Source organism: Gilliamella sp. LMG 34362, from assembly GCF_984569125.1.
This window is the reverse complement of record NZ_OZ474902.1, coordinates 220,551-233,578: the sequence shown is the minus strand read 5'-3', so window position 1 is coordinate 233,578 and position 13,028 is coordinate 220,551. Positions and strand designations below refer to the sequence as shown.

Below are 13,028 nucleotides of genomic sequence, written 5' to 3'. Positions count from 1 at the left end.
GGAGTAATGCGATGTTTTGTTTTAATTCAGATATTGAATTAATTGATTTAGGAAATGGCGTTAAGCGTAAAGTTTTAGCTCATGATGGTAATATGATGGCTGTTGAAGTTCATTTTGAAACTGGCGCTATTGGAGCCATGCATCATCACCCACATGAACAATTAACTTATGTTTTATCGGGTGAATTTGAATTTACTATTGGCACTGAGACCAAAATTGTTCGTGCTGGTGATACTTTGTATAAAAAACCAAATATTGAACATGGTTGTATTTGTAAACAAGCTGGTGTGCTACTTGATATGTTTACTCCGCAGAGATTGGACTTTTTATAAAATAGCTAGTAACTAGTCATTATTAATTATGATATACTTTCGATAATTTTGTGTTGTTCTAATTGATCATTAAATAATAGAATAATGACTATTTTTTAGTAAGGAGATGTGCTAATCATGAATGATAGCTCACCAGAATCGGTTGCTTCGGTTTTAAAAGTTTTCGGAATTTTAGAAGCTTTATCTGAATCTAAAGACATTGCTATTTCGGAATTATCGCAAAAAGTAATGATGCCAAAAAGCACTGCTTATCGCTTTTTACAAACCATGAAATCATTAGGTTATGTTAATCAAGAAGAAGATTCAGATAAATATTCTCTTAATTTAAAATTACTTGATTTAGGTAATCGAGTGCTTTATCACCAAAACTTTTTGGCTATTGCTGATTTAGAAATGAGAAAGCTAAGGGACAAAACGAAAGAAACAATCCATTTAGCTGTTCGTGAAGGTGATCAAATTATCTATATTAATAAAGTGGCATCAGAACAATATAGTCTTTGTTTGACATCTAAAATAGGTAATCAAGCGACGGTTCATGCTAGCGGTCTAGGTAAAGTTTTATTGGCATGGTTAGATGATGAAAGCAAAAAAAGCTTAATAAACAACATCGATTTTGTTCAATATACAGCTAACACCATTACTAATAAAGACGCATTTTTAGCTGAACTTGATGAAGTAAAACGTGTTGGTTATGGTAAAGATGATGAAGAGTCTGAACTAGGTTTACGTTGCTTTGCTGTACCAATTTACAATCGTTTAGGTAATATTATTGCTGCTTTAAGTTTATCAACTTCTATCTTTAGATGTAGTACAGCTGAAGATGAAGCTAATTTAGTCAGTGAAATTAGCCAATGTGCAGCTAAAATATCTGAATTAATTGGTTATGTTAAGCAATCAAAATCAACGGACTAAAGGTGGTTATTGATAAATAACCCCTAAACATACAGATTGGCTTGCTCCAGTAACTTCTGGAATATTAGAAGGAATATTATTCATTCTACAATAAGCAAGCCAAGCAAAAGCGATCGCTTCCATATCATCACTGTTTACTCCTTTTTCATCTGTAGCAGAAACTTGCCATTTCGGTAGTAATGCTGATAATTGTTGCATAATAAGTGGATTTTTGGCGCCACCACCACAGACTAATAACTGGCATGGTAAGTTATTTTTTATCGGTAATTTATCAATTTCATTGGCAATTGTAATGGCGGTAAATTCAACCAATGTCGCTTGAATATCTTGGCCATTTAAAGCAAAGTCAGTTAATTTTTGCATCAGCCAAGCTAAATTAAATAATTCTCTGCCAGTACTTTTTGGCGCTGGTAATTGGAAATAATCTTCATTACATAACGCACTTAATAAGTTTTGATTTACTTTACCTGATTTTGCCCATAAACCATCTTTATCATAGCTTGTTCCGAGGCTTTTATTTATCCAGCCATCAAGCAATACATTACCAGGGCCGGTATCGTAGCCAATTACTGGTTGGTCAGGTATTAACACAGAAATATTACTGATACCGCCAATATTTAAGACTACACAGTTAATTGCCGAGTTTAAAAATATTGCTTTATGAAAAGCAGGAACTAATGGCGCACCTTGACCACCATAAGCCATATCTTTACGACGAAAATCGGCAATAGTTGTAATGCCTGTTTGGGCGGCGATGATATTGGCATCACCTATTTGCATAGTAAATGGATTATCACCATTCGGCGAATGATAAATAGTCTGTCCATGACAGCCAATCGCTTTAACTTGTTTGTTATCAATATTATTTTGTTTTATAAATTGATTAATACTTTTAGCGTAAAGTATGCCAAGTTGATGATCAAGTTCGCCTAAATCTTGTAATGTTGTTTGTTTGCTATTACAAAGCGTTAATAATCGAGTTTTAATTTCGTTTGGCATTGGATAACAATCACTAGCAATAGCGGTAATTTTTCCATTGCTGATATCAACTAATGCGATATCTACTCCATCCATACTGGTACCCGACATGACACCAATATATAAATTTTGCATAATATTACCCCTGCCGAATGATAGTGCCAGTTTGCACATCGCGAATGATTGATGGTTGTGAACGATTGCCTGTTTGACCAGCTAAAATGGGGAAATTATTACCGAATTGGTTCGCCACTTCTAACGCTGTTTTACAAGCTGGATGGCCAGAAAGGTTGGCACTGGTTGAAACTAATGGCTTAGCAAATAAATCACACAATTTACAAACTAAAGGATGATTGGTAACACGAACAGCAATGGACTGATATTTTCCACTTAAAAAATCAGGGGTATTAGCATTCTTGGGAAAAATCCAAGTATTTGGTCCTGGCCAACTGTTAAACGCCATTTGTATCTGTTCTTTCGTTACTGCCGATTGATCAATATAAGGGATCAGTTGTTGATAATGACTGGCAATTAAAATCAATCCTTTATCAACTGAACGTTGTTTTAGATTTAACAGTTTATACACTGCTGATTCACTGTCAGGATCACAACCTAAACCAAAAACGGCTTCAGTTGGATAAGCAACAACTTCACCTTTTTGTAACAGTTGATTAATTTCTAGTAGAGTTAATAAGTTTGCCATCAAATTTTTATGTTTACCCAATATCATTAAAATTTATATTAAACTGAGGTAAGACTATTTGCAAATTGGCAACAAAAGAATTAATAATGTTATTACAATGAATATCGCTTATTTGCTGTGATAGATAAATTAGCATTTATCGAAAATAGCAAAATTATTCCCAATTCATTTGCGGAAAATAGTTAACTGTTAAATCAATAACCTGTTGCAGGTTGATAATTTTAACTCTTGAATCGATTAAGTCGCCTAAGCCTCGAGCATTAATGTCGTTATCAAGTACATAACAATGATGGGTGTTTTGCAAAATAGCATTTAATGTAGAGTTATCTTGACAACACATAATTACACCATTTTGCCAAAATAGTACGGCATCTTGCGCTGAAATTAACGTTGGATCGATTGTTGATTGGTTCGGTGTTGCAATGGTATGTAACATTTTTCCTCTTTTAGCGTTAAATTTACCCTCAAAAAACCCCGTTCCTCAAAATTTTTTTGGTAAAAATTCAACTTAATCTTAGTTGGTACATCTTTAATGGTTATTAGTATATAATAAGGGCTATTTATTGAGCAAAGAATTCGTTATGAAACCCATTATTTTAGCTAACGAGCAAGAGACAATATTGTTTGGTAAACAGTTGGCAAAACAGTGTTTAAATTATTTATCTAATCATGATAGTACAATTGTCATTTATCTGATTGGTGATCTTGGCGCTGGTAAAACCACTTTTAGTCGTGGTTTTTTGCAACAATTAGGTCATCAAGGTAATGTTAAAAGTCCAACTTATACATTAGTTGAACCTTATCAATTTGATACATTTTCAGTTTATCATTTTGACTTATATCGCCTTGGTGATCCAGAAGAGTTAGAATTTATGGGCATTCGCGAATATTTTTCCTCAAGATCTATTTGTTTAATTGAATGGCCTATGCAGGCAAGAGGTATGTTACCTGCTGCCGATATTGAAATTCATTTGGCATATTTAGCGCTTGAACGTACGGTTTGTGTGCAAGCTAATAGTGAAAAAGGTCAAGCTATTATCAACCCATTACTATAAAAATTAGTGAAAAAACAATGAAGAAAATATTAACTTTTTTTATATTATTACTACTATGTAGTTCAGCTTATGCTGCAAAAGTTGTTATTGCCGTCGATGCTGGACATGGTGGTAAGGATTCTGGTGCTATTGGTAAGAATAAGTTATATGAAAAAAATGTAACTTTATCGATAGCTAAAAAATTAACAAATTTATTAAATAAAGATCCTAATTTTAAAGGGGTATTAACCCGTAATACCGACAATTTTATTTCAGTCCCTCAGCGTTCTGATATTGCGCGTAAAAATAAAGCAAACTTACTAATTTCTATCCATGCTGATGCCGCACCGAATCGTAATGCTTCTGGTGCATCAATTTGGGTTTTATCTACTAAACGCGCTGATACTGAATTGGGGCGTTGGCTGGAACAAGATGAAAAACAGTCACAGTTATTAGGTGGCGCTGGTGATGCATTAAGTGATGATCACGACCAAAATTTAAGCCAAGCAGTACTCGATTTACAATTCTCTTATTCGCAGCGTGTTGGTTATGAACTTGCTACTCAGGTTTTAAAAGAGATGAAAGGTGTTATTAAATTGCATAAAGGCGTACCTGAACATGCTAGTTTAGGCGTATTACGTTCACCTGATATCCCTTCAATATTGATTGAGGTTGGATTTATTACTAATCAAGCTGAAGAAAGTTTGTTGGCTAGTAATGCTCATCAAGACAAGATCGCTAAATTGATTTATCAAGGCATAAAAAATTATGTCAAAAAAAATTCTAATTTTGGAGAACAGCATTAATGGCAATTCAAATTCTATCACCTCAACTAGCTAATCAAATTGCTGCTGGTGAAGTGGTAGAACGACCTGTATCGGTAATTAAAGAGTTAGTTGAAAACAGCCTTGATGCAGGTAGCACACAAATTGATATCGATATTGAACAAGGTGGTAGTAAATTAATTCGTATACGTGATAATGGTGGTGGTATTGCTAAAAGCGAATTAGCATTAGCTTTAGCACGTCATGCGACTAGTAAAATTAGCTCGTTGGATGATTTAGATACCATAATGAGCCTAGGTTTTCGTGGTGAAGCGCTAGCCAGTATTAGTTCTGTTGCTAGGTTAACTTTAACGTCACGTACTGCCGATCAATCTGAGGCATGGCAAGTTTATGCTGAAGGTCGAGATATGAAACCAACCATTAAACCTGCGGCACATCCTGTTGGCACTTCGGTTGAAGTTCTGGACTTATTTTATAACACACCTGCTCGGCGTCGTTTTCTAAAGACCGAAAAAACTGAATTTATGCATATTGAAGAATTTGTTAGGCGTATAGCTCTGGCTCGGCCTGATGTCACTTTCAATCTGCAACATAATGGAAAACTAATTAAACAGTATCGAGCATCTGCACTTGAAAAACGCGTTGAATTAGTTTGTGGACGTACATTTGTACAAAAAGCAGTAAAATTAGATTGGCAACATGATGATTTGTTAATTCAAGGGTGGGTAGCAAGTAATGAAATTAGTGATCTGCAATATTTTTATGTTAATGGTCGAGTAATAAAAGATAAATTAATTAATCATGCGCTGCGCCAAGCTTATATTAGTCGAACTAATGAACAACAAAGTTATGTGGTTTTTCTACAAATCGATCCCAAACAGGTTGATGTTAATGTTCATCCTGCTAAACACGAAGTACGTTTTCATGAAGCAAGATTAGTACATGATTTTGTTTATCAATCTATTGTTATGGCACTTGAATCAAGCCAACAGCTTGCCGATGATGAAAAAGTGGTAATAACACCTAATCGACAAGCTGCTGGTGAAAATATTTTTAATCAAAAAATAGCCACTGAACCTAAAAGCTATTCTACGACTAACGTATTACCCAAAAAACCGATTAATCATGTTAAAGAAAATGCAATTTATGGTCAGTTAATCGATACTAAAGCAAGCTTTGAAATTGAAAAGACGCAGTCTAATCAATTGCCATTAGCCGGTGATAATGGTTCAATAACTGCACCGCAACAAGCGGTTATTGAGACGCTGTTTCCTAAACGAAATGTACCATTACAATCACTGCAACAGCAGCTTGATAGTTCTTCATTAGTACAGTTTGGTCGAGTATTAACCGTTATTCAACCTGATATTGCTTTGCTTGAAAAATTGCAAGATAGTCAGCAAACATTTATGCTTATGAAGTTAAATATTGCTCAGCAAAAAGTAAAAGCAATAAAATTATTAACTCAAGAGTCAGAAAAATTACTGATTCCACTAACAATTTTGGTCAATCAAAAAGAACAACAGGTATTAAGTGATTATCGTCCGCAATTAATTTTTTTAGGATTTGATTTTTATATTGATAAAGCTAAATTACATTTGCATAATGTGCCGAAAATGTTACGAACTACTAATTGGCAACAATTATTACCAAGTTTAATTGCTTTTCTTTTATCTGATCAATCGGCTGTTATCGATCCTACGCAAATTGCGATGTGGTTGGCAGAAAATAGTAGTGATAATTATGCGGAGAGTTGGAGCGTAACGAAAGTTATTCAGTTATTAGCACAACTAGAACAGATAGATATTAATTTATTACAGCAAGATACATTTTTATATCCGATTGATCTTCAATCTTTATCACAATCAATTTTATCATGAATAAAGCAAAAATTATTTCATTAATGGGGCCTACTGCATCCGGTAAGACGGCTTTTGCCATGGAACTTTATGACAAGTATCCGATTGATATTATTAGTGTTGATTCGGCACTTATTTATCGCGGTATGGATATCGGCAGTGCGAAACCCACTAAACAAGAGCAGCAAAAATATCCACATAAACTGATTGATATCTGTGATCCTGCTGAAAGTTACTCGGCAGCTAATTTTCGGCATGATGCGATTGAAGAAATTGAAAAATCGTTAAGTAATGGTCGAACACCATTACTAGTTGGCGGAACAATGCTGTATTTTAAAGCTTTAATTGAAGGACTTTCACCTCTTCCTGCTGCGGATAGTGAGATACGGCAGCAAATTGAGGAAAAAGCCAATAAATTAGGTTGGCAAGCGATTCATGAGGAGTTAAAGAAGGTTGATCCTGTGTCAGCTCAGCGAATTCATCCGAATGATCCGCAACGGCTTAATCGCGCATTAGAGGTTTATCTCATTTCTGGTAAAAGTTTAACCGAGCTTACTCAAGAAAGTGGCGAAGCATTACCTTATGACATCATGCAGCTAGCTATTATGCCGGAAGATAGAGCTGAGTTGCACCAGCGTATTGAGCAGCGTTTTTTACAAATGCTAGATCAAGGCTTTGAAGATGAAGTAAAAACACTTATGTTGCGATCTGATCTGCATACCAATCTACCTTCTATCCGTTGTGTTGGCTATCGTCAAATGTGGGAATATCTTAATGGTGATATCAGTTATGATGAGATGGTATTCAAGGGTATTTGTGCTACTCGTCAATTAGCGAAACGGCAAATTACTTGGCTTAGAGGTTGGAAACAACCGATAACATGGTTAAATCAAGATAACAAAGATACCGTTTTTAAGCATATTTTTTAAATTATAAATTGCAGCGATAGGTATTAGTGTTTTTTCTATTGATTATAATACTAAACAGAAATTTTTCATTTCGAAAGCCTTTCTAAATTTATGATATCTATCATGCGTATTTTTTTGTATAAATTTCGTTAATTTATTAAATTTTTAGTTATTTGTGCATAAATTGCAGTTGATTAGTTTAAGAGCTGGGTTTTTTATGTTATTTTGATACTTACTACATAAGTATGTTATGTTGCAATCGGATAGATCATCATTTTGATTGTAAATTTATTTTATCTTTATCTTTATATTTTTATTTCATCTTAAAGGATAAACTCATGTCAAAAGGGCAGTCATTACAAGATCCTTATTTGAATTTGCTTCGTCGCGAGCATATTCCAGTATCAATTTATCTTGTTAACGGTATTAAATTACAAGGACAAATTGAATCATTTGATCAGTTTGTTATTTTATTAAAAAATACTGTTAGTCAAATGGTATACAAACACGCAATCTCTACAGTTGTTCCTTCAAGACCTATTTCTGGTTTGGTGTCTCAACCTGAAGAGGAAAGCGAAAGCTAATTATTTGAGTGGAGAATGTGATTGTTTGAGCGATATAAAGGCGGCGAGTCTGCTTTATTAGTCCATGTATTCTTCCCTCAAGAAAGCGATATCGAGGATTTAAAAGAGTTTGAAGTGTTAGTTTCTTCAGCTCAAATTGAAATTCTCGATATTGTGACAACCTCAAGAAAGTCCCCGCAAGCTAAATATTTTATTGGTGAAGGAAAAGCGTTAGAAATTGCCGATAAAGTAAAAGAGCTGAATGCTTCAGTTATTCTAGTCAATCATACCTTAACCCCAACTCAAGAACGAAACTTAGAACAACTATGTGAATGTCGTGTAGTGGATAGAACAGGATTGATTCTGGATATTTTTGCCCAACGAGCTCGAACCCATGAAGGTAAGTTGCAAGTTGAATTAGCGCAATTACAATATCTGTCAACACGTTTAGTTCGAGGTTGGACTCACTTAGAACGTCAAAAAGGTGGTATAGGCTTACGAGGTCCTGGGGAAACTCAGCTAGAAACCGATAGACGATTAATTCGTCATCGTATTCAGTTAATCTTATCAAGACTTGCGAAAGTTGAAAAACAACGCAATCAAAATCGTCAATCTAGACAAAAAGCAGATTTATCAACAGTATCACTAGTTGGTTATACCAATGCTGGCAAATCGACACTATTTAATGCACTAACTAACGCTGATGTTTATGCTGCCGATCAATTATTTGCTACGCTGGATCCAACCTTAAGACGCATTATAGTTGATGATGTTGGCGAAGTAGTTTTAGCTGATACGGTTGGATTTATTCGTCATTTACCCCATGATCTGGTTGCTGCTTTTAAAGCGACTTTACTTGAAACACAAGAAGCATCACTGCTATTACATGTCGTTGATGCTGCTGATCCTAATTTATTAGATAACATTCAAGCTGTTGATGAAGTTTTACTTGAAATTGATGCCCACGATATTCCTACTTTGTTGGTAATGAATAAAATTGATTTAATGGAAGGTAAGCAACCAAGTATTGATCGTGATGAAAATGGCGTGCCAATTCGAGTTTGGATTTCAGCACAAAATAGTTTAGGATTAGATCTCTTATTTACTGCATTAAAAGAAAGGCTTGCCGGTAAGATTCAAGTTTGTCAATTAAACTTGCCTATCCATCTAGCAAAACTTAGAAGCCGTTTATATAAATTAAATGCGGTAGAACATGAAGTCATCAATGATGACGGTAGTTTTCTGCTAAATATAAGAATGCCTTTAATTGAATGGAATCGCCTCTGTAAACAAGAGCCAGATCTGTTATACTTAATCAATACGCAAAATAACAACTAATTGTTAAATGGAGCATATAAAATATGGCGTGGAATCAGCCCGGCAATAACGGACAAGATAACGACCCATGGGGAAATAATAAGAAACCTTCCAATTCAACTGGAGGGATATTTAACCAACTCAAAGATCTCTTTAAAAAAGGGAGTTCAGGTAATAATCGAGGACCTTCTGATATTAAGCTATCAATGAATAGTTCGAAAATTATTTTGGCAGTGATAGTTGTTCTTATCCTAATTTGGGCGGTAAGTGGTTTTTATACTATCAAACAAAATCAACGAGGTGTGATAACTCGTTTTGGGCAAGTTCAACCTGAAATTATTCAACCTGGTTTGAATTGGAATCCATCATTTATTGATAAAGTTTATAAAGTCGATACGCAAGGTACTTATAACTTCAATGTGCATGGCGATATCATTACAACAAGTGAAAAAGGTGAAAACTTAGTCTTTGTTGAAATGAACGTACAATATCGTATTAGTGATCCAGTTAAATACTTATTTAATGTGACTAATGTTGAAGATAGTTTACGTCAAGCTGCTGATAGTGCGCTGAGGACTTCAGTAGGTAGTTCTAACATTGATGCCATCATTTCAGATGGTCGTTCTGATTTAGAAGATAGTACTAAAGATGAATTAATTAATGTTATTTCTCATTATGATATGGGGATTACTATTGTCGATCTTAACTTCCAAGTTGCTCGTCCACCTGTAGAAGTGCAAGATGCTTATGCAGATGCAATTAGAGCTCAGAATGATAGTGAACGCGAAATAAAACAAGCTAAAGCTGATAAAGTTCAATTAGTTCAGCAAGCAGAAGGACGTTCGGCGACCATTTTGGCCGATGCAAATGCTTATAAAGTAAAAGTAGAATTAGAAGCAATTGGTGATGTTGCTCGGTTTGAAAAATTATTACCACAATATAAAGCTGCGCCCGAAATTACTAAAGATCGTTTATATATCGAAACGATGGAAAAAATATTAGCTAAAACGCAGAAAGTTATTGTTAATGATAAGAGTGGTAATTTATTAGTACTACCGTTAGAACAATTATTAAAAAATAAAAATGAGCAATCATCTGAATCAATCACAGCAAATTCAGACAGTGATTATAATATTAATCTGCCAAATCCTTTGGATGCAGAAAGTGCTCAACAAAATAGTATTGATGTGCAAAATCATAGCTCAACGACTAATAATAATTCTAATAATCGCACTAGACGGACTATGGGTCGATAAGGAGAAAAAAGAATATGCGAAAATTATTGATTCCTATAGTTTTAATTTTAATTGGCGTACTTTTTTCAAGTATCTATGTGATAGAAGAGGGTACTCGTGGTGTCGTTTTACGTTTTAATAAAATTATTGGTTTATCTGAACCTGGATTACATTTTAAAATGCCACTAATCGATAGCGTTAAAACGATTGATGCGAAAATCCAAACTACCAATAGTTCAAATAATAATAATGAACAACGTTTTTTTAATGTACAAAAGAAAGAGCTAATTGTGGACTATTTTGTGCAATGGAAAATTGTTGATTTTAACCGTTATTATGAAACTATTGCTGGTGGTAATGATGTTAACGACTTAATTTTGGCTCGGTTAAATGGTCGTTTACGTTCTGAGATTGGTAAATTAAGTAATCGAGATATCATTAATGATTCTAATGCCGATACCAAATCAAGAAATTCATTAATGGCGCGAGTTAAAGATTCGTTAAATGGTTCATCACAAGATGGTGAAGAAAATTTACCGATTGATAAATTAGTTACTGACGCGAAAAAAGATCCTGAAAACAGTAAAACCAGTTTAAGGGCTTTCGGTGTTGATGTAATTGACGTTCGAATTAAACAAATTAACTTCCCTGCTGAAGTCTCTGAATCGATTTATGCTAACATGAGAGCTGAACGTGAAGTTATTGCTCGTGACAAACGTTATGATGGTATCAAACAAGCTGAAGAAATAAGAGCGGAAGCTACATTTGAAAAAACCAAAATTATATCAGAAGCCGAACGTCAATCTCGCTCAATTCGCGGTGAAGGTGATGCTAATGCAGCTAAACTTTATGCTGACGCTTTTGGTAAAGATATTGAGTTTTTTAGCTTTATTCGTAGTTTAAAAGCTTATGAACAAAGCTTTACAGGTAATGATGTTATGGTCATTAGCCCTGATAGTGAATTTTTCCAATACATGAAATTAAAGTCTAACAAATAATACAATGAGTAAATAAACTATGAGTAATAATGTTGTTGTGCTAGGTACACAATGGGGTGATGAAGGCAAAGGTAAAGTTGTTGATTTACTCACAGAAAAAGCCAAATATGTAGTACGTTATCAAGGCGGACATAATGCCGGTCATACTTTAGTTATTAATGGTGAAAAAACAGTATTACATTTAATACCATCAGGTATTTTACGTAATGATGTCATAAGTATTATTGCTAATGGTGTTGTACTCTGCCCTGATGCACTTATGAAAGAGATGAAAGAGCTTGAAGATAACGGTATTCCGGTGAAAGAAAGGCTACTTATTTCAGAATCATGTCCGTTGATTTTGCCTTATCATATTGCATTAGACCAAGCACGAGAAAAAGCCCGAGGTAAAAATGCGATTGGTACGACTGGTCGCGGTATTGGCCCTGCATATGAAGATAAAGTTGCTCGTCGAGGATTGCGTGTTGGTGATTTACGTGACCGTCAGGCATTTGCTGAAAAATTAAAAGAAGTTATGGAATATCATAATTTCCATTTAGTCAATTACTATCAATCAGAAGCTGTTGATTATCAGAAAGTGCTTGATGACACATTAGCGATTGCTGATATTTTAGTGGCAATGATTGCAGATATTCCAGCACTACTTGAAAATGCACGCAAAAATGGCGACAGAATTATGTTTGAAGGTGCGCAAGGTACTTTACTCGATATCGATCATGGTACCTATCCTTATGTGACTTCTTCAAATACTACTGCCGGTGGCGTAGCAACAGGATCAGGATTTGGTCCTCGTTATGTTGGTTATGTATTAGGAATCGTTAAAGCTTATTCTACCCGTGTAGGAGCTGGCCCTTTTCCTACAGAATTGTTTGATGATGTTGGTGAATATCTCTGTAAGCAAGGTAACGAATTTGGTGCAACCACCGGTCGTCGTCGTCGTACCGGTTGGCTTGATGCTGTTGCGGTACGTAAAGCAGTGCAACTTAACTCTGTCTCAGGTTTTTGTTTAACTAAGCTAGATGTTTTAGATGGACTTAAAGAAGTCAAAATCTGTGTTGGTTATCAATTACCGAATGGTGATGTTATCCAAAATGCACCAGCGGCGGCTGAAGATTGGAGTTTAGTCAAACCAGTATATGAATCTATGCCTGGTTGGAGTGAGTCAACTTTTGGTGTCAAAAGTTATGACGCATTACCGGCAGCAGCTAAAGCCTATATTAAGCGAATTGAAGAATTAACTGAAACACCAATTGACATTATATCAACTGGACCGGATCGAAGTGAAACCATGATCTTACGTGATCCATATTCAGTCTAATTTTGCATACAGAAAATCGGGGTAATTATCCCGATTTTTTATTTTTTGCTTGTTAATAAAGTATAATCATTAAATCTCTAAGAGGA

Annotated in this window: 13 protein-coding genes and 1 pseudogene; 11 read left to right on the top strand and 3 right to left on the bottom strand. The window is 34.8% G+C overall.

All coding sequences use genetic code 11. The features are described 5' to 3' along the window. Positions 1-11 precede the first annotated feature (11 nt). On the top strand, positions 12-332 hold the full coding sequence (locus AC5LWZ_RS01150; protein ID WP_110446871.1) for a cupin domain-containing protein: 321 nt from the start codon (positions 12-14) through the stop codon (positions 330-332). A 117-nt stretch (positions 333-449) separates the two neighbouring features. Next, positions 450-1,244: a DNA-binding transcriptional regulator KdgR gene (gene kdgR, locus AC5LWZ_RS01145; RefSeq protein ID WP_110446872.1), complete on the top strand. Its 795-nt coding sequence runs from the start codon at positions 450-452 to the stop codon at positions 1,242-1,244. A gap of 6 nt (positions 1,245-1,250) precedes the next feature. Here the strand turns inward: kdgR and AC5LWZ_RS01140 are convergent, their stop codons facing one another. The 3 genes from AC5LWZ_RS01140 to tusB all read right to left on the bottom strand — a co-directional run bounded on the left by AC5LWZ_RS01140 (position 1,251) and on the right by tusB (position 3,361). Further along, entirely contained in the window at positions 1,251-2,357 is a 1,107-nt protein-coding gene (locus AC5LWZ_RS01140; protein ID WP_294882711.1) for an anhydro-N-acetylmuramic acid kinase, read from the bottom strand. A gap of 4 nt (positions 2,358-2,361) precedes the next feature. Then, positions 2,362-2,925, bottom strand: a complete 564-nt coding sequence (gene tsaC, locus AC5LWZ_RS01135) for an L-threonylcarbamoyladenylate synthase type 1 TsaC (RefSeq protein ID WP_198201479.1) — start codon at positions 2,923-2,925, stop codon at positions 2,362-2,364. A gap of 154 nt (positions 2,926-3,079) precedes the next feature. After that, positions 3,080-3,361 (bottom strand): sulfurtransferase complex subunit TusB, encoded by a 282-nt coding sequence (tusB, locus tag AC5LWZ_RS01130; protein ID WP_110446875.1) that lies wholly within the window; start codon positions 3,359-3,361, stop codon positions 3,080-3,082. 145 nt (positions 3,362-3,506) lie between these two features. Here tusB and tsaE point away from each other — a divergent pair, with 145 nt between their 5' ends. From tsaE to AC5LWZ_RS01085, 9 genes and pseudogenes are all read left to right on the top strand, one after another. Then, positions 3,507-3,980 (top strand): tRNA (adenosine(37)-N6)-threonylcarbamoyltransferase complex ATPase subunit type 1 TsaE, encoded by a 474-nt coding sequence (gene tsaE, locus AC5LWZ_RS01125; protein ID WP_198222520.1) that lies wholly within the window; start codon positions 3,507-3,509, stop codon positions 3,978-3,980. A gap of 59 nt (positions 3,981-4,039) precedes the next feature. Further along, positions 4,040-4,741: pseudogene (locus tag AC5LWZ_RS01120) on the top strand (N-acetylmuramoyl-L-alanine amidase); the annotation flags it as partial. A gap of 23 nt (positions 4,742-4,764) precedes the next feature. Continuing rightward, positions 4,765-6,624 (top strand): DNA mismatch repair endonuclease MutL, encoded by a 1,860-nt coding sequence (gene mutL, locus AC5LWZ_RS01115; protein WP_294882715.1) that lies wholly within the window; start codon positions 4,765-4,767, stop codon positions 6,622-6,624. Continuing rightward, positions 6,621-7,532, top strand: a complete 912-nt coding sequence (gene miaA / locus AC5LWZ_RS01110) for a tRNA (adenosine(37)-N6)-dimethylallyltransferase MiaA (protein ID WP_198201476.1) — start codon at positions 6,621-6,623, stop codon at positions 7,530-7,532. Before mutL ends, miaA begins: the two co-directional genes overlap by 4 nt. Positions 7,533-7,849: 317 nt before the next feature. Beyond that, positions 7,850-8,095: an RNA chaperone Hfq gene (hfq, locus tag AC5LWZ_RS01105; RefSeq protein WP_065555596.1), complete on the top strand. Its 246-nt coding sequence runs from the start codon at positions 7,850-7,852 to the stop codon at positions 8,093-8,095. Positions 8,096-8,116: 21 nt separating this feature from the next. Then, the gene (hflX, locus tag AC5LWZ_RS01100) at positions 8,117-9,412 is read left to right on the top strand and encodes a ribosome rescue GTPase HflX (RefSeq protein WP_110446879.1); all 1,296 of its coding nucleotides are present in this window, start codon (positions 8,117-8,119) and stop codon (positions 9,410-9,412) included. A 23-nt stretch (positions 9,413-9,435) separates the two neighbouring features. Further along, positions 9,436-10,647: an FtsH protease activity modulator HflK gene (hflK, locus tag AC5LWZ_RS01095; RefSeq protein WP_110446880.1), complete on the top strand. Its 1,212-nt coding sequence runs from the start codon at positions 9,436-9,438 to the stop codon at positions 10,645-10,647. Positions 10,648-10,661: 14 nt separating this feature from the next. Then, entirely contained in the window at positions 10,662-11,624 is a 963-nt protein-coding gene (gene hflC / locus AC5LWZ_RS01090; protein WP_110446881.1) for a protease modulator HflC, read from the top strand. Positions 11,625-11,643: 19 nt separating this feature from the next. After that, on the top strand, positions 11,644-12,942 hold the full coding sequence (locus AC5LWZ_RS01085) for an adenylosuccinate synthase (protein WP_198201473.1): 1,299 nt from the start codon (positions 11,644-11,646) through the stop codon (positions 12,940-12,942). Positions 12,943-13,028 lie beyond the last annotated feature (86 nt).

Excerpts from the sequence above, each read along its gene's own strand:
- AC5LWZ_RS01140 (WP_294882711.1), bottom strand. The coding sequence starts at position 2,357 with ATGCAAAATTTATATATTGGTGTCATGTCGGGTACCAGTATGGATGGA.
- AC5LWZ_RS01150 (WP_110446871.1), top strand. The coding sequence starts at position 12 with ATGTTTTGTTTTAATTCAGATATTGAATTAATTGATTTAGGAAATGGC.
- hflK (WP_110446880.1), top strand. The coding sequence starts at position 9,436 with ATGGCGTGGAATCAGCCCGGCAATAACGGACAAGATAACGACCCATGG.
- kdgR (WP_110446872.1), top strand. The coding sequence starts at position 450 with ATGAATGATAGCTCACCAGAATCGGTTGCTTCGGTTTTAAAAGTTTTC.
- AC5LWZ_RS01085 (WP_198201473.1), top strand. The coding sequence starts at position 11,644 with ATGAGTAATAATGTTGTTGTGCTAGGTACACAATGGGGTGATGAAGGC.
- tusB (WP_110446875.1), bottom strand. The coding sequence starts at position 3,361 with ATGTTACATACCATTGCAACACCGAACCAATCAACAATCGATCCAACG.
- miaA (WP_198201476.1), top strand. The coding sequence starts at position 6,621 with ATGAATAAAGCAAAAATTATTTCATTAATGGGGCCTACTGCATCCGGT.
- mutL (WP_294882715.1), top strand. The coding sequence starts at position 4,765 with ATGGCAATTCAAATTCTATCACCTCAACTAGCTAATCAAATTGCTGCT.
- tsaE (WP_198222520.1), top strand. The coding sequence starts at position 3,507 with ATGAAACCCATTATTTTAGCTAACGAGCAAGAGACAATATTGTTTGGT.
- hfq (WP_065555596.1), top strand. The coding sequence starts at position 7,850 with ATGTCAAAAGGGCAGTCATTACAAGATCCTTATTTGAATTTGCTTCGT.
- tsaC (WP_198201479.1), bottom strand. The coding sequence starts at position 2,925 with ATGGCAAACTTATTAACTCTACTAGAAATTAATCAACTGTTACAAAAA.
- hflC (WP_110446881.1), top strand. The coding sequence starts at position 10,662 with ATGCGAAAATTATTGATTCCTATAGTTTTAATTTTAATTGGCGTACTT.